The sequence below is a fragment of the Streptomyces sp. NPDC111516 genome, assembly GCF_055635345.1.
The window spans coordinates 107673-124002 of record NZ_JBVKBV010000008.1 but is presented as its reverse complement, the minus strand read 5'-3'; the positions used below and the strand labels follow the sequence as shown (position 1 = coordinate 124002).

Genomic DNA, 16330 nt, shown 5'->3' with positions numbered 1-16330 from the left:
CGGTCAGCCCAGGATGCCCCGGTCGTAGCCGATCGCCACGGCGGCGGCCCGGTCCTTGGCGCCGAGCTTGGCGAAGACATGGGTGAGGTGGGTCTTCACGGTGGCCTCGCTGATGAACAGTTCGGCGGCGATCTCCCGGTTCGAGGTGCCCTTCGCGACGAGTTCGAGCACCTCGCGCTCCCGGGCCGACAGTGCCTCGTGGCCCGGCGCCACCGGGGTGCGCACCCGGGAGACGAGGCGGGAGGCGACGGCGGGCGAGAGCACGGTGCGGCCGTCGGCGGCGGCGCGGACGGCCGTGAACAGCTCCTCACGAGGCGCGTCCTTGAGGAGATAGCCGGTCGCGCCGGCCTCGATCGCGGGGAGGGTGTCGGAGTCGGTGTCGTACGTGGTGAGGACCAGCACCTTGGCGCGGGCGCCGCGCCCGGTCAGTTCGGCGATGGCGGCGACTCCGCCGCCGCCCGGCATCCGCAGATCCATCAGGACGACGTCGGGGTCGAGCCGGGCCACGAGATCGACGCCCGCCACCCCGTCCGGCGCCTCCCCGAGGACCCGGAACCCCGGGTCGGAGTCGAACATGCCGCGCAGACCGTCCCGTACGACGGGGTGGTCGTCGACGACGACGAGTGTGATGACGCGTGCGGAATCCTCAGCCATGGCAGGGCAACCGTACTGGTCATCCGCTGTTCCGAACCAGGGGTACCCGGGCGCTGACCGCCGTGCCACGGCCCGGTTCCGTCTCCACCTCGACGGTGCCCGCGACGCGTTCGGCGCGGGCCCGCATGCCGCCGAGCCCGAATCCGCCCGCGCCGCGGCGGCGCGGGGGCAGGGCGTCGGGGTCGAAGCCGCGGCCGTCGTCCCGTACGTCCAGGGCGAGTTCGTCACCCATGAAGGACAGGGTGATGCCGACGCGTGAGGCCCCGGCATGGCGGCCGGCGTTGGCGAGGGCTTCCTCGGCGATACGGAGCAGGGTGGCGGCTATCTCGTCGTGGACCGGCTCGGCGGTACCGGTGACGGTGAACTCGGCCCGCACCCCGTGGCGTTCGCCCCAGCCGGTGACGGTCTTCTTCAACGCGCCCACGAGGTCGTCGTGCTCCAGCGCTGTGGGGACCAGATCGTGCACCGAGCGGCGCGCCTCGCCCAGGCTGTGCCGGGCGAGGGCGGCGGCGCGGTCGAGGTGCTGCCGGGCCAGGGCCGGATCGGTGCCGGCGATCGAGGTGACCACCTGGAGCTGGGCGATGATGCCGGTCAGGCCCTGGGCGAGAGTGTCGTGGATCTCGGCGGCGAGCCGGCGGCGCTCGTCCGCGACGCCCGCTTCGCGGGCCTGGACGAGGAGTTGGGCGTGCAGGCCCGCGTTCTCCGCCATGGCCTGTTCGAGGCGGGCGTTGGCGGACTCCAGTTCGGCGATGGTGTCGACCTGGGCGCGGGTCTGCTCGGCCTCCCGGTCGCCGATCTGGGCGAAGACCAGGGTGATGGTTGCGTGGAGGGCGAAGACGATGCCGAAGGCGATCCAGTTCATGAGGCCGGCCGGCGGGAGGCCGCTGCCGGACTGCGAGCCCGCCATGATGACGGCGGTGACCAGCAGCCCGGCGCGCACGGCCCGTTGCGGGAGCAGCCGGCCGGCGTCGAAGTAGCCGAGAACCGCGAAGATGGAGAAGAACGGGTTGCACCAGGTCAGTCCGAAGGCGAGTGACGTGCGGGCGACGAAGTAGAACTGCGCCGCCCGCGAAGGCTGGGTGACCGCGGACTTGTACCGTCCCCAGCAGAGCTCGAGGACGAGCACCACCGGGACCAGCACCGCGGCGGCGTACACGTCCGAGCGGGACATGATGAGCTCGGCGGACACGGCAGAGGCCGCGGTGGCCAGGCCGAGCAGACCGTACGGCCCGTACCGGAAGAACCGTTCCCACCACTGCGCGGCCGTCGTCACTCCGGCTGTGCCCGTCTCTGTCGTGTCCCCCGCGTTCATGGGGGGATTCTCCCCCGGAACCGTCACTCCCAACGGAACAGCCGGGTCGCCAGCCCGGTCACCACGGCCGCCCAGAACGCCATGACGCCCAGCTGTACCCAGCCGGGCCAGCCGCCGGACGCCGCCCGGTCCAGTGCCTGGGAGGCCGCGCCGAACGGGGTGACCTCGACGATGCGCCGGAGGGTGTCGGGCATGGTCTGCACCGGGATCCAGACCCCGGCGGTGAACATCATCACGAGGTTGGCGACCGTGCCGATGGCGGAGGATGCCTTGGTGGTTCGCGAGAGCGCGCACAGCAGCGCGCCGAGGCTGAGGACGCTCGCGGTCGCCAGGAGCAGCGCCAGGACGTAGCCGAAGGGCTGTCCGGGCAGCCTCACGCCGAAGACGGTGCGGCCGACGGTCATCACCAGCGCGGCGGAGCCGAGGGCCGCGGCGCCGTGCAGGGCGATCTGCGCGGTGAGCAGGGCGGACGGCGGCACCGGAGTGGTCGACATCCGGCGCAGGATCCCGCGCTCGCGGTAGCCGGTGAGGATGGGCGGCATGGCCCCGATCCCGGCCATGATCATGGCGAGCAGCACCGACACCGGTACGTACAGATCGACGACGCGGCGGCCACCGAGCGCGTCATCGGGGTCCCGGAAGGACGGGATCAGGCCGAGGATCGTCAGCAGCGCGGTCGGGAAGACGAGGACCCAGAACAGGCTGCCGGGTTCGCGGAGGAAGAGCCGCGTCTCGGTCCTGAGCACCGCTGCCCATGGGGTGGGGGTGGCCGTCGTCCTGGCCGGGGTCGCTGTGGTCATCTCAGGCCGCCTGTTCTGCTTCTGTGAGGTCGAGGAAGGCGTCGTCCAGCGTTGCTTCGGAGACGCGGAGTTGGTGTGCGGTGATGCGGTGGCGGGCCAGCAGTGAGATCACCGCGTTGACCGTCTCGTCGCTGCCGTGGATGACGATCCGGCCGTCCTTCTGTTCGACAAAGTCCGCACCGGGCAGCGAATCCAGCTCGGCCGGGTCGAGCGGCTGTGCGGGGGTGAAGGAGATGACAGTGGCGCTGCCGGCCCTGCTGACCAGACCGGACGGGGTGTCGAGGGCGACGACTTTCCCCTTGTCGATCACGGCGACACGGTCGCAGAGCCGGTTGGCCTCCTCCATGAAGTGGGTGACCAGAAGGACCGTCACACCACTGTCGCGTACGTCCTCGATCAGCTTCCAGGTGTCCCGGCGGGCCCGCGGGTCCAGACCGGTGGTCAGCTCGTCGAGGACCACGACCCGCGGGTTGCCGACCAGGGCGAGCGCGATGGACAGCCGTTGTTTCTGACCGCCGGACAGCTTGGCGAACCGGGTGCCGTACATGGTGTGCAGACCGAGCCGTTCGGCCAGCGCGCGCCAGTCGGCGGGGTCCGGGTAGAAGGCGCTGTACAGCTGCAGCGCCTCGGCCACGGCGAGCTTGGGCTGGAGTTCGCTCTCCTGGAGCTGTGCGCCGAGCAGCCCGGTCACCCGGTCGTGGTCGGCGACGGGGTCGAGGCCGGCCACCCGGATCGTACCGGCGTCGGGGACCCGCAGCCCCTCGATGCACTCGACGGTGGTGGTCTTGCCCGCTCCGTTGGGGCCGAGAATCCCGAAGATCTCCCCCTCGTCGACGGCGAAGCTCACTCCGTCCACCGCGGGGCGCCCGGCGTAGGCCTTGTGCACCGCGTTCACTTCGATGATTGCCATGCGTACGAGAATCACGTCCGGGGAACCGGCGCACCATCGTCCATCGCGCTCGAAGCGGCATCGGCCGATCGGTTGATACGGGGTACGACCTGCGGGTCCCACGGGACCCGGTACGGAGCTCCGGCACCGCCGGACGGCCGAAAAACCACATGAGCGATGTCAGTGGTGAACCGTAGGCTCGACTGTGATGCCCGAAGAACATGTAGAGCCCAAGGAACGGTCCACCGCACGGTCCCTGCTGCGGTTGTGGCCCTATGTGAAGCCGGTGCGCAACCGCCTGTTCGGCGCCGCGCTGGTCGCGATAGTCGCCTCGTGCATGGGTCTGGTGATCCCTCTCGTACTGAAGTGGATCGTGGACGGACCGGTGGCGGACCGCGATCCGGGGGGTGTCTGGCTGGGCGCGTTGTATCTGCTCCTGCTGGGCATCGCCGAGGCCGCGCTCTTCGGGGTACGGCGGTGGCTGGTGGCCCGGCCGCTGGCCGGGGTCGAAGCGGCGATGCGCGCCGACCTGTACCGGCATCTGCAGCGGCTGCCGGTGGCGTTCCACGACCGTTGGCCGTCGGGGCAGTTGCTGTCGCGCGGGACCACGGACCTGATGCTGCTGCGCATGTTCCTGGCCTTTCCGCTGACGTTCCTGCTGGTCAACGGCACGACGATCCTGGTCGGTTTCATCATTCTGCTGATGCAGCAGTGGACGCTGGGGCTGGTACTGCTCGCTCCGGTGGTGCCGTTGGTGATTCTCTGCTCGGTCTTCGAGACGAAGTACTCGGTCGTGGCGCGCCAGGCGCAGGACCAGGTCGGTGATCTGGCGACGGTCGTCGAGGAGAGCGTGCTCGGCATCCGCATCATCAAGGGCTTCGGCCGGCACCGCAGCCAGGCCCTCGCGTTCCGTGCCCTTTCGCAGCGGCTGCGCGGCACGGAGCTGGGCAAGGCGCGTCTCCTCGCGGGCATCTGGGCCGTCATCACCACGATCCCCGAGCTGGCCATCGGGGCGGCGCTGGTCCTCGGTACGGTCCAGGTCGCCGACGGCGGGCTGTCGGCAGGCACGCTGGTGGCCTTCCTCTCGACGGCGCTCGCGCTGCGGTGGCCGATCGAGTCGATCGGCTTCCTGCTGGCGATGAGTCAGGAGTCGGCGACGGCGACCGAGCGGTTCTTCGAGGTGATGGATGTGGCCGAGGAGGACGACGCGGCCGCCGCCGACGGCGGTGCGCCGCAGGGCACGGACGGTCGCGGCGAAATGGTCTTCGAGGGCGTGGAGTTCCGCTATCCGGACGCGGAGCCCGGTTCCGTACCCGTACTGTCCCGGATCGATCTGCGCATCCGCCCCGGCGAGACGATGGCCCTGGTCGGGGCCACGGGTTCCGGCAAGACGACGCTCACCGCTCTCGTACCACGGCTGCACGAGGCCACCAGGGGGCGGATCACGCTGGACGGCAGGGACATCACCGCCATGCCCCGGGAGGAGCTGCGCAAGCTGGTGTCCGTGGCCTTCGAGGAGCCGACGCTCTTCTCGGCGACGGTCGGGGAGAACGTGCTGATGGGCGCCGAGGGCGCCGGGGAGGACGAGTTACGGCGGGCGCTCGCCGTCGCGCAGGCCGACTTCGTGTACGACCTGCCAGGCGGCATCGGCACCCAGGTCGGCGAGCAGGGGCTCAGTCTCTCCGGCGGGCAGCGGCAGCGGCTCGCGCTGGCCCGCGCCGTGGTCGGCCGGCCCCGCTTCCTGGTGCTCGACGATCCGCTCTCCGCCCTGGACGTGCATACGGAGACGCTGGTGGAGGCCGCGCTGCGGCAGGTGCTGGAGGAGACGACGGCGATCGTGGTCGCGCACCGGCCGTCCACCGTGATGCTCGCGGACCGGGTGGCACTGCTCTCCGAGGGTCGGATCACCGCCGTCGGCACCCATCAGGAACTGCTGCGCGGCAACGCGGAGTACGCGTGGCTGATGTCGGGGGCCACCGGCGCGCAGGAGGGTGCCCCCGCCGTGGACGCCGTCCCCGACCTGTCCGGCGAGGGCCATCTCGTACCGGACGTCCCTGCCGAGAAGGGTCGCACCCGATGACCAGTACGACGACCGGCACGACGACGACCGGGCCCGCCGGCCCGCGGCCGGACGCGCGGAAGGAGCCCGGGGCCCCGTCCCTCTCCGACGGTGCCGGGGACCGGTTCGACCGGGACGATCTGCCCGCGTCTCGCGGTGCGACCCGCGCGCTGCTGTTGTCGCTGCTCCGGCCGCACCGGGGCCGGGTGCTGGTGTCGGCGCTGTTGCTGCTGATCCAGCAGGCGGCGGTACAGACGGGCCCGCTGCTCGTCGCGTACGCCATCGACAGCGGTGTGCCCGCGTTCCGGGACGAGGACTACGGGCCGTTGATCGCGGTGGCCGTGGGGTACGCGCTGTGTTCGGCGGCCGCGGGGCTCATGCAGTACGCGTTCATCAGGGTCTCCGCCCGGATCAACCAGGATGTGCTGCTCGATCTGCGGGGCCGGATCTTCCGCCACGCGCAGGCGCTGAGCGTGGACTTCCATGAGCGCTACACATCGGGGCGGCTGATCTCCCGTTCCACCACGGATGTGGAATCGCTGCGGGAACTGCTCAGCGAGGGACTGCAGGAGCTGATCGGCATCGTCCTGTCCTTCGGCTCGATCTCGTTGGTGCTCCTCTGGCTGGACTTCGGTCTCGGCGCGGTGGCGGTGCTCTCCTTCCTCCCGCTGTATCTGCTGGTACGGCGGTTCCAGCGGCGGGCCGGAGTGCTCTACACGGCGCGGTCGACGGCGATCGCCGCGGTCATCGTGAAGTTCGCCGAGTCGATGAACGGCATCCGCCCCGTCCAGGCGTTCCGCCGCGAGCGCCTCAACGACGCGCACTTCGAGGGCCTCAACTCGGCTCACCGACAGGCGAACGGCGGCGCGATGCTGGAGATGGCACGCTACGTCGTCGGCTCCCGGCTGGTCGCCAACACGGCGGTCGCGGGGATCGTGCTGTGGGGTGCGTACCGGGTGGCGTCGGGCACACTGGCGCTCGGGGTGCTGGCCGCGGCCGTGCTCTATCTGCGCCGGCTGTACGACCCGATCGACCGGCTGGGCATGTTCCTCAACTCCTACCAGTCGGCCTCCGCTTCGCTGGAGAAGATCGCGGGTCTGCTGGCCCAGACCCCGTCCGTCCCCGAGACGACGAATCCGGTCGGCCTGCCCGTGCTCGCGGGTGAGCACCCGGGCCGCGCGGTCGTCTTCGACTCGGTGCGGTTCGCCTACCGTACGGGTGGCGAGGTGCTGCCCCGCTTCGATCTGACGGTCCCGGCCGGTCAGACCGTCGCCGTGGTCGGCTCGACGGGCGCGGGCAAGTCGACGCTCGCCAAGCTGCTGGCCCGCTTCTACGACCCGACCGAGGGCCGGGTGCTGCTCGACGGGACCGATCTGCGGGATCTGGCCGTGCCCGAGCTGCGGCGGGGTGTGGTGATGGTGACCCAGGAGGCGTTCCTGTTCTCCGGGACGGTCGCCGACAACATCGCGATCGGGAGCCCGGACGCGACCCGCGAGGAGATCGAGCAGGCCGCCAAGGCGATCGGCGCGCACGATTTCATCGCCGGGCTGCCCGAGGGGTACGACACGGACGTACGCAAGCGGGGCGGCCGGATCTCGGCCGGTCAGCGCCAGTTGGTCGCGTTCGCCCGGGCCCTGCTCGCGAACCCCTCCGTGCTGATCCTCGACGAGGCGACGAGCTCCCTGGACATCCCCGGCGAACGGGCGGTGCAGCGGGCCATGGACACGGTGCTCCACGGCCGCACCGCGGTGGTGATCGCCCACCGCCTGTCGACCGTGGAGATCGCGGACCGGGTCCTGGTGATGGAGCACGGCCGCATCGTGGAGGACGGTGCCCCGTCCGAACTCATCGGCGGCACCGGCCGCTTCGCGGGGCTGCACCGGGCGTGGCGGGAGAGCCTGGCGTGAGCGGCCGCCGGTTCGGGGCGCCCGGTGGCGCGGGCGGAGGCCGTCCAGAGGCGACCACCTACGTGCGATCTCTCGGTTTCGGGACAGTGGTGTGAGAGACAGTGGGGCGTTGGTGTGTTGCCGCTGGTCGGTGCCTGCTTCGGTGGATGGGGTCACTGTCCGGAGGTGAGAAGTCCGCGGTGTAAGTACTGTCACCGGGCGATATTTGTGCAGGTCGCGTACTGACACGAAGGCGAGAGGTCGCAGGTGTAGCTTCGCAAATGGAGTGATATTGGATGGTTCGATCAGGAGGTGCGGGCGTCGTGGTTCTCGCGGTTTGCGAGGACCTCGGCCATGTGTGTCTGCGCCCAGTTTCTGAGCCCGCGCGTCATGTGGTGGAGCGAGAGGCCGAGGTCGGTCAGCTCGTAGGAGACGGTGACGGGGACGGTGGGCGTCACGGTGCGGGTGAGCAGACCATCGTGCTCCAGCGACCGTAGCGTCTGGGTCAGCATCTTCTGGCTGACCCCCGCCAGAAGACGAGAGATCTCGGAGTAACGCACCGCCTTCGGAACGTCTGCGTGTACTGCACCGGAGGGTCCAGGCTTGTTGTCGCCGCCCAGCGCACACAGGATCAGGACGACCCACTTGTCCGAGATTCGGTCGAGCAGTTGCCGGCTGGGGCATTCTGCGAGGAATGCGTTGTACTCCACCTTGGCCTGAGCCCTCTTCTGGGCCGCGTTCATCGTCGTCACTGATCGCACCTCTCACCGATGGGTGGGTTACGCACTCAAAAGTGCCTACTTCCCGACAGGAAGTTTCTCTCCAATGCTGATGCAGGGAGGCAGCCGACGCCACCCCCCAAGTGCACGACGAAAGGCCACACGATGAGCACACCCTCCCTCTCTCTTCCCGGCGGCACCTGGTCTCTGGGTGACCTGACCGTCACCCGGTTCGGTTACGGCGCCATGCAACTGGCCGGCCCGTGGGTCATGGGACCGCCCGCCGATCGCGAGGGTGCCCTGGCCGTTCTGCGCGAGGCGGTCGGACTCGGTGTCACCCACATCGACACCAGCGACGCCTACGGGCCGCGGGTCACCAACGAGTTGATCCGCGAGGCACTGCACCCCTATCCCGAGACGCTGCACATCGTGACCAAGGTGGGCGCCACCCGCGACGCACAGGGCGGCTGGCCCACGGCCCGGCGACCCGAAGACCTGCGCCGCCAGGTCCACGACAACCTCACGTCCCTCCGGGTCGACGAACTCGACCTGGTCAACCTCCGACTCGGCAACGCCGAAGGTCCCCAGCCCGGCTCGCTCGCCGAGGCATTCGAGACGCTCGTCGAACTCCAGCAGCAGGGCCTGATCCGCCACCTCGGGGTCAGCAACGCCACCGAGGAGCAGGTCACCGAGGCACAGGGCATCGCGCCGATCGTATGCGTGCAGAACCTGTACAACCTCGCCCACCGCCACGACGACAAGCTCATCGACCGGCTCGCCACCGACGGCGTCGCGTACGTGCCCTTCTTCCCCCTCGGGGGTTTTACCCCGCTTCAGTCCTCGGCGCTCTCGGCGGTCGCCGCTCGGTTGGGCACGACCCCGATGTCCGTCGCACTGGCCTGGCTGCTGCAGCGATCACCGAACATCCTGCTCATCCCCGGCACGTCATCGACGGCGCACCTGCGCGAGAACATCGCTGGCGCGGGACTCTCCCTCTCCCATGAGGACCTGACCGAACTGGACGACATCGGCCGCTGAATGCCCCAGAGCTGACCGGCCCACAAGCCACGACCGCAGCCACCGCTCAAGTGGGTCGGCGGTCGGCTGCCGAGGCTGTGGGAACGGCTGCCTTGCTCGCGGTCGTGGTCGGCTCCGGCATCCAGGCCGCGGCGTTGTCCCCGGGACATCGGCGTGCAGCTGCTGGCGAACTCCTCGCGACTGTGTCACAACCCGGTGCTGAGGCAGCCCACGCATGCTGGCGGGCCGCTCGGCGATCGGTTGGTCTTTGCGGTGTGGAATGAGGCTGGCATGGACTGGTCCATCCTGTGGCCACCACAGGGGCCGGGCGATGCCGATCCCCCTGTGTGGCTCACCGAAGACCCCTGTGCGGAGGCTCCGGAGACGATCCTCGAAAAGGAACCGCTGAGCCGCTTCCTCCTGCAGTTCACCCTCTACGAAGCCATGAATGCCGCCCCATACCACGCACGGACCTACTGCATGCAAACCCAGCGCCTTGAGCCGTTGTGGAGCATGCTGCGCCCCGTACCCCTGAGTCCGTTCCTGCCGACCTACGAGGCCGACAAGTTCTTTGTGCCCCCGGGATTGCTCGCGACGGTCAGCAGCGACGAGAACGAGGCGGTCGTGACCTTTGCCGCGCTCCACCGAGGGACCCTGACGCCGCTGCTCGAACACGGGTTCCGCTGCAGGCGAAGGACTCGGAAACTCGCAGGTCAGCAGGGTCGGTCCGAGGCGGATGCCAGCGCGCACGGCCCAACCTCACAGAAGTTGAGCCAGAACCCGATTTCGGGCAGCGTTTGCTCACGGCTTTGGGAGGCGGCCGGGGGCGCGGCGGCGTTCGAATTGTCCGCGCGTTTCGGCAGCACCGTATGCGGCAGAGTGCCTCGGGCAGCCTGGCACAGCAGCACGGCGATGCGGCTTCACCCGGCGCTCTCTGAGCCGATGTGGGCGAGCAGCGAAGCGGTGCCGTCCTCTGCGGCGATCCCGCGGGCGAGTTCGGCCGCGCGGCGGCGGTGGGCCGGCTCGGACAGGCAGGCCGTGATCGCGTCGCCGAGGGCCTCGGCGGTGAGGTCCCGGAACGGCACAGGCCGGGGGGCGACTCCCAGCTCGTGCAGCCGAGACGCCCAGAACGGCTGGTCGGCCATGACGGGAACGGGCACGGCGGGCACTCCGGCCCGCAGTCCGGCCGCGGTGGTACCCGCCCCGGCGTGATGGACGACGGCGGCGGTACGAGGGAACAGCCAGTCGTGCGGGACGTCGCCGATGGCCAGGACGTCGGCGCCGCAGCCGCTCAAATCGGCCCACCCCGCCTGCACCACCGCGCGCACGCCTGCCCGCTTCACCGCCGCAGCCACCAGCTCACTGAGCCGTTCCCCCTGCCCCGGTGCCATACTGCCGAACCCGATGAACACCGGGGGCGGACCGGCCTGGAGGAAGTCGACCAGTTCGGCCGGGGGATGCCAGCCGTCCGGCCGCGCGGGCCACCAATAGCCTGCCACTTCGACCCCGGCCGGCCAGTCCTCGGGGCGCGGCACCACCAGCGGGCTGAAGCCGTGGAAGACCGGCCGGGTGTCCATCGGTGCCGAGGGCGCGCCCTCGGGCAGCCCGAGGCGGGCACGCAGCCGGGCCACGGCGCCCGCGAAGACCCCTTCCGCGCGCCTCAGCACATCCCGGCCCGCGGCGAGGTTGTCCTCCGGTCCCAGGCCGTCGGTGCTCCGTGCGTTAGGCAGCGGGAACTGTCCGGTGGCGAACGCCGGTACGAGGTAGGTGCCGATGATGGGGACGCCGAACGCTTCGCCGGCCGTCCGGCTGAGCGGTGCCGGGCCGAAGGCCGTGAGGAGCAGGTCGGCTCCACCTGCCACGGCCTCCGCCACCCCATCGGCGAGCCCGTCCGCGTACGCCCTCGTCAGCGCCTGGGTCTCCTCCCTCGACGTCGCCCGGGCCCAGTCCCGGATCAGCCCTTGCGGGTCTCCCGGCACAGGCCGGTAGTCGAGACCGCACCCGCCGACGAGTGCCTCGAAGGATGGGTGAGCAGCCACTGCGACCCGATGGCCCACGTCCAGCAAGCGCCGCCCCAGGCCCGTGTAGGGCGCGACGTCTCCCCGTGAACCGGCGGTGATGATCAGAATTCGCATGGAGCGATTCTCCTCGGCGGCCGTCCGTCCACCGTCGCCTGCCACGGAGATCCCTCAGCCCACCTGACTGCTGCGACCCCGAGTCGATGCGCGCTGTCGTTACTCATGAACATCGAACACCTCCGCGTCGGCGTGCTGCTCGAAGTCGCGTACATCCGCTGTCGAAGGTCGGGTTCTGGGTCAGGTTGTGTGATCCGTGCACTGTGAGTGACAGCTGAGCTCCCTCCGTTGTCTCGGAAAGTTGCCTCAAAACGAGCAGTGGCAAGAGTGACGGGGCCGACAGTTCGGGGCTGTGAATGAGATCTTGCTCCGGCTGGAGGAGTTGTTGTTCCCGTCGATCGCGGACGTCGCGGTGCTGTCGGTGGACGTGAACATCGCGATAGTGCGTGTTGACGTGCGGTGCACCGCCGCGTGCGCCTGGTGTCCGGGCCGCGGAGCGTGGTCCGCCCGGGTTCACAGCTCCTACCTGCGGTTTCCCGCTGAGTTCCGAGTGCGTGACGAAGCGTCGTACTCCAGCTGCGGGTCCGCCGGTCCACCTGTCGGAACGCCGAGTGCGGACGCCGCGCGTTCCACAACCTCAGCGAGGCCGCTGAGCGGAGCATCGCCCAGCACCGCAGCTGCCTGCGAGTCCTGATGCCCGAGACACCTGAAACGACCGAGACGGAGCCCGACCCGGCGGAGGAGTCCTCCGGCTCACCGTGGCCAACCGGCCACCGGTTCGCCGACCATGGGCGGCGTCGCGTTCACTCCGGCGGTCCTGCCAGGGCCTTGATGGCCGGGCGGAGCAACGCGGCGATGCGATCGGCAGGGACGTCACGAAGCGAGGCCAGGCCGAGGAACTGGTGGCCGATGGTGACGCCCAGCAAGGTGGTGACGACCAGTGCGGCGCGCAGTTCGGGATCCTCGGCTGCGGGCAGAGCAGCACCGACGCTGTCGATCTGCCGGCCGAGGGCGACGCGGACGTGTTCAGCTGCTGCCTGGTCGGTAAGCATGGACCGCATCATCGCCAGCGTGCCCTCGGGAAGACCGCCGAGCTTGAAGCCGAGCGAGGCCAGCAACTGATCAACGAGTGCGTCGGAATCAGTGGTCGTCGGCGGCGCTGGGAACGCCTGCACGGCTTGGGAGAACAGCTCACGCTTCGAGCCGAAGTACTGCATGACCAGAGCCGGGTCGACGCTCGCCTCGGCCGCTACAGCGCGAATGGTGGTGCGCTCGAATCCCTTCTCGGCGAACAGCTCCCGGGCGCTGTCGAGGATGCGCGCCTCGGTGGCTCGGCGGCGGTCGGCGCGGGACTGGCGAGGAGTGGACACCGATTCACTCTACAGACGTTGACCGAACTTCCGACCGACCCTACGGTGAGTGGGTCAACAATTGTTGAGCGAATGGAATGACCCCCTGTGTCGCATCTGGATAGACCTGTTGTTCGCACCCCTCACGAGGTGCTGACCCGCTATTACCAGGCCATGCTCGACAAGTCCCCAGACGATCTCGCCGATCTCTATGCCATGGACGCGGTGCACGAGTTCCCGTTCACCTCTCCCGGTTTCCCCCCGCGCTACGAGGGGCGTGAGGCCGTGCGCGCCGGATACCGGGCGGCCTGGGGCGCCAGCCCCACCCAGGTGCTGGAGGTCAGGAGGATCGCGGCCCACGTGACCGCCGATCCGGAAGTGATCATCGCCGAGCATGCCGTGGTGGGAACACTGACGACCAAGGCCACCAGGTTCACCGTCCCCGGTCTCTTGATACTCCACGTCCGCAACGGACTGATCACGCGAGTCCGCGACTACATGGACGGCTTGGGAGTCGCCGGCGCCAGAGCATGAAGGCCAGACCGGTACAGCGGCACCCCGACTTGAGCCGGGCCAGCGCTCAGTCCGTTCCGGCCCCGACCCCGAGATCTGTCTCGACGAAGCGAGTCCCTGCGTCTCACCTGATCCAGTCCACACAGGTCAGCGGGCGCGAACGACCGGGGCTGGTTTCTGACCTACGGGGTCTGCGCGGAACCGGTACGCGGCCGCGCATATGACGGCTGGTCCTGCGCCTCCGGCCCGGTACGTGCTGCGGAGTCGGCTCGGCTGCGGGCTGGACCAGTTCCAAACACACCCAGCAGACCGGTTCGGCGGCGAGACTGTGCTCATGCAGCTCCCCGCCGAAGCAGTTGCCACTACCGTGTTGATCGAGGTCGTACGGATCTCCGCCCTCCCAATTCAGCGGGGCGCCCCGTACCCCGGCAGGGCGGTCGCCTACTGGACCGGGAAGGAAGCGGCCGGCGCCCTGGCCCTGATCGGGACCCTGCCCAGCGGCCAACAGCACCGCTGTGGCTTTTCACCGGGCTGGAGCGTTCGCGCATATGAGGACTCCCTCGATCTGGCCCTGTTCGAGGCGGCGTTCTGCTTCAGCTGCCACGAGATCCGCATGCACGGACCAGTCGTCCCGCCCGCGCTGGCCACGCAGTTCTTCGACGCGGACACTCCGCCGGGTCAGGCCCTCCTCGCCCTGTTCCGCGCGGCGACACCGTGACCCCCGTGTTGACTGGTCGGAAGCGAGACGAGCGCATCAGCCGGCGAGTCCCTCCAGCCGGAGTGCTCAGTCACATGCGTCAGGGTCCGGCTGGGAACGGGTACGGCCACCGCGTGATCACCGGGAGTTGTATGGACTCCTGAAGATCGTACGATGGCCGCAGGCCATAGCGTGGACCCTGCCCGCCGGCGGGCATCCACGACGCGATGGAGATGTTTCATGAGGCTGCTCCCGCTGTTTCTCCGACGGCCGATCGAGGCGGTGTACGAGCGCCGACTGGCCGCCACCCTGGCGGGGCTGCCACGCCCGCAGCACGTCGGGATCATGCTCGACGGCAATCGGCGCTGGGCTCGGCAGGCGGGTCACACGGACGTCCGGGAGGGGTACCGGGCGGGCGGCGCCAAGACGACCGAGTTCCTGGGCTGGTGCACCGCCGACGGAATCGAGCACGTAACCCTCTTCATGCTCTCCGACGACAACCTCGGGCGTCCCGCCGAGCAGCTCGGCCCGCTCATCGAGATCATCGAAGAGACCGTCCGGGACATCACGGCCGCAGGCCGCCCCTGGGAGGTCCAGGTGATCGGCTCGCTCGACATGCTGCCCGGTACCAGTGCCCAAGTGCTCGAGGAGGCCGCCGCCGCGACTGCCGGGCGCGGCGGGCTCAAGGTGGACGTCGCGGTCGGCTACGGCGGCCGACGGGAGATCGTCGATGCGGTGAAGAGCGCCTTCGAGGAGCACATCGCTGCCGGTGGCGACCCTGCCGAACTGGTCGAACGGTTCGAAATCGAGGACATCTCCCGGCATCTGTACTCGCCGACAGCCGACCACACCGACTTCATCATCCGAACCTCCGGAGAACAGCGGCTGTCCGGCTTCCTTCTCTGGCAGTCCGCGTACGCCGAGATGCACTGGGTGGACTGCTACTGGCCGGCGTTCCGTCACGTGGACTTCCTGCGCGCACTCCGCTCGTACGCGAATCGTGAACGGCGATTCGGCAAGTGACCGTCTCCAGCGCCGGGGATCGCCCGGGGCGAGCGGGCTGGTGAGCTCCGGCCGCTCGGGTTCGTGGAGTCGCGGACGGGGACCACGCCGAGCGAGCCGACGAGGTTGGCAGCGACCTCGATGCACTGGCCGCCGTTCTCGCTGAATGAGGACTTGAACCAACGGGGGACTCGCCGACGGGGCGCGGTCGCGGCGGGGCCCCCGTCCGCGTCGCCCGGCGTGCGCGATCGGGCCGGAGCTGGTCTGCTGATTCCGGTGGGCCGTCCACCGTGTTCCCGTATCCCGGAGAGATCCAGATGAGCGCCTCCAGCGTCTACCGAGCCGCACAGGTCACCACCGCCGGTGGTCCGTTCGAAGTTGTCGAGCGCGAGGTGCCGCAGCCGGGCCCCTGCCACGTACGCGTGGCCGTGGAGGCCTGCGGGGTCTGTCACAGCGACGCCCTCTTCGTGGGCGGCGGGCTCCCGGGCGTGCGGTTTCCGGTGGTCCCCGGGCATGAGATCGCCGGGCGGATCGAGGAGCTCGGCGCGGGAACGGAGAACGTCTGGCAGGTGGGCGACCGGGTGGCGGTGGGCTGGTTCGGCGGCAGCTGCGGCCACTGCACACCGTGCAGGCAGGGCGACTTCATGGTGTGCCTGAACCTGAAGGTCCCCGGCTGGGCATACGACGGCGGCTACGCCGAGACGGTGATCGCGCCGACGGACGCCCTGGCCCGGATCCCCGACGCGCTGGACGCGGCCGATGCGGCGCCCCTGGGCTGCGCGGGGGTGACCACGTACAACGGGCTGCGGCGCAGCTCCGCCCGGCCGGGCGACCTGGTCGCCGTTCTCGGCATCGGCGGCCTCGGGCATCTGGGTGTGCAGTACGCGGCCGCGATGGGCTTCGAGACCGTGGCCATCGCCCGCGGCGCCGCCAAGGCCGACTTCGCCCGGGAACTCGGCGCGCACGGCTACGTCGACAGCACGGCGGACACGTCCGTCGCGGACGCGCTGCAGGCACTCGGCGGCGCCAAGGTCGTCCTGGCCACCGCGGCCAACTCCGAGGCGATCTCGGCGACCGTGGACGGACTCTCCCCGCGTGGGGAGCTGGTGGTCATCGGCGTCGACGCCGAACCGCTGGGTATCAGCCCGGCCCAGCTGATCATGGGCGGAAAGGTCGTCCGGGGCCACCCGGCGGGGACCGCGCAGGACGTGCAGGACACCATGGCGTTCAGCGCTCTGCACGGGATCCGCCCGATGACCGAGACCGTGCCGCTGGATGCGGTCGACGAGGCGTACCGGAAGATGATGTCCGGCGCCGCCCGCTTCCGGATGGTGCTCACCACCGGCTGACGCCCCCGG

General features: G+C 69.9%; 14 protein-coding genes and 2 pseudogenes. 8 read left to right on the top strand and 8 right to left on the bottom strand.

The genetic code is table 11. The annotated features are described in order from the left end of the window. Positions 1 to 3: 3 nt before the first annotated feature. Genes ACZ7L9_RS17765 through ACZ7L9_RS17750 form a run of 4 tightly spaced genes read right to left on the bottom strand, consistent with a single transcriptional unit; the run spans position 4 to position 3676 of the window. On the bottom strand, positions 4 to 654 hold the full coding sequence (locus ACZ7L9_RS17765) for a response regulator (RefSeq protein ID WP_471416085.1): 651 nt from the start codon (positions 652 to 654) through the stop codon (positions 4 to 6). Between the two features lie 19 nt (positions 655 to 673). Continuing rightward, entirely contained in the window at positions 674 to 1966 is a 1293-nt protein-coding gene (locus ACZ7L9_RS17760; protein WP_471416084.1) for a sensor histidine kinase, read from the bottom strand. 23 nt (positions 1967 to 1989) lie between these two features. Further along, entirely contained in the window at positions 1990 to 2766 is a 777-nt protein-coding gene (locus tag ACZ7L9_RS17755) for an ABC transporter permease (protein ID WP_471416083.1), read from the bottom strand. A gap of 1 nt (position 2767) precedes the next feature. Then, positions 2768 to 3676 (bottom strand): ABC transporter ATP-binding protein, encoded by a 909-nt coding sequence (locus tag ACZ7L9_RS17750; RefSeq protein ID WP_471416082.1) that lies wholly within the window; start codon positions 3674 to 3676, stop codon positions 2768 to 2770. 187 nt (positions 3677 to 3863) lie between these two features. On the opposite strand from ACZ7L9_RS17750, the gene ACZ7L9_RS17745 reads away from it, so the two are divergent. Beyond that, entirely contained in the window at positions 3864 to 5735 is a 1872-nt protein-coding gene (locus ACZ7L9_RS17745; RefSeq protein WP_471416081.1) for an ABC transporter ATP-binding protein, read from the top strand. Next, the gene (locus ACZ7L9_RS17740) at positions 5732 to 7621 is read left to right on the top strand and encodes an ABC transporter ATP-binding protein (RefSeq protein WP_471416080.1); all 1890 of its coding nucleotides are present in this window, start codon (positions 5732 to 5734) and stop codon (positions 7619 to 7621) included. The genes ACZ7L9_RS17745 and ACZ7L9_RS17740 overlap by 4 nt, the downstream gene beginning before the upstream one ends. A gap of 284 nt (positions 7622 to 7905) precedes the next feature. Here the strand turns inward: ACZ7L9_RS17740 and ACZ7L9_RS17735 are convergent, their stop codons facing one another. Next, positions 7906 to 8343, bottom strand: a complete 438-nt coding sequence (locus tag ACZ7L9_RS17735; RefSeq protein WP_471416245.1) for a winged helix-turn-helix transcriptional regulator — start codon at positions 8341 to 8343, stop codon at positions 7906 to 7908. 141 nt (positions 8344 to 8484) lie between these two features. On the opposite strand from ACZ7L9_RS17735, the gene ACZ7L9_RS17730 reads away from it, so the two are divergent. Together ACZ7L9_RS17730 and ACZ7L9_RS17725 are read left to right on the top strand one after the other, a co-directional pair. Beyond that, complete coding sequence (locus ACZ7L9_RS17730; protein ID WP_471416079.1) at positions 8485 to 9357, top strand: aldo/keto reductase family oxidoreductase; 873 nt, start codon at positions 8485 to 8487, stop codon at positions 9355 to 9357. A gap of 11 nt (positions 9358 to 9368) precedes the next feature. Beyond that, positions 9369 to 9531, top strand: a pseudogene (locus ACZ7L9_RS17725) (aquaporin family protein); the annotation flags it as partial. Positions 9532 to 10256: 725 nt separating this feature from the next. Here the strand turns inward: ACZ7L9_RS17725 and ACZ7L9_RS17720 are convergent. Beyond that, positions 10257 to 11471 (bottom strand): glycosyltransferase, encoded by a 1215-nt coding sequence (locus tag ACZ7L9_RS17720; RefSeq protein ID WP_471416078.1) that lies wholly within the window; start codon positions 11469 to 11471, stop codon positions 10257 to 10259. A gap of 743 nt (positions 11472 to 12214) precedes the next feature. Beyond that, on the bottom strand, positions 12215 to 12781 hold the full coding sequence (locus ACZ7L9_RS17715; RefSeq protein ID WP_471416077.1) for a TetR/AcrR family transcriptional regulator: 567 nt from the start codon (positions 12779 to 12781) through the stop codon (positions 12215 to 12217). Between the two features lie 129 nt (positions 12782 to 12910). Here ACZ7L9_RS17715 and ACZ7L9_RS17710 point away from each other — a divergent pair, with 129 nt between their 5' ends. From ACZ7L9_RS17710 to ACZ7L9_RS17700, 3 genes are all read left to right on the top strand, one after another. After that, positions 12911 to 13294 (top strand): nuclear transport factor 2 family protein, encoded by a 384-nt coding sequence (locus tag ACZ7L9_RS17710; RefSeq protein WP_471416076.1) that lies wholly within the window; start codon positions 12911 to 12913, stop codon positions 13292 to 13294. A 313-nt stretch (positions 13295 to 13607) separates the two neighbouring features. Further along, positions 13608 to 13991 (top strand): hypothetical protein, encoded by a 384-nt coding sequence (locus ACZ7L9_RS17705; RefSeq protein WP_471416075.1) that lies wholly within the window; start codon positions 13608 to 13610, stop codon positions 13989 to 13991. 219 nt (positions 13992 to 14210) lie between these two features. Continuing rightward, positions 14211 to 14993, top strand: a complete 783-nt coding sequence (locus tag ACZ7L9_RS17700; protein WP_471416074.1) for an isoprenyl transferase — start codon at positions 14211 to 14213, stop codon at positions 14991 to 14993. Between the two features lie 50 nt (positions 14994 to 15043). Here ACZ7L9_RS17700 and ACZ7L9_RS17695 read toward each other — a convergent pair. After that, positions 15044 to 15160 (bottom strand): annotated as a pseudogene (locus ACZ7L9_RS17695) (DUF397 domain-containing protein); the annotation flags it as partial. A 129-nt stretch (positions 15161 to 15289) separates the two neighbouring features. On the opposite strand from ACZ7L9_RS17695, the gene ACZ7L9_RS17690 reads away from it, so the two are divergent. Further along, the gene (locus ACZ7L9_RS17690; protein ID WP_471416073.1) at positions 15290 to 16321 is read left to right on the top strand and encodes an alcohol dehydrogenase; all 1032 of its coding nucleotides are present in this window, start codon (positions 15290 to 15292) and stop codon (positions 16319 to 16321) included. Positions 16322 to 16330: the final 9 nt, after the last annotated feature.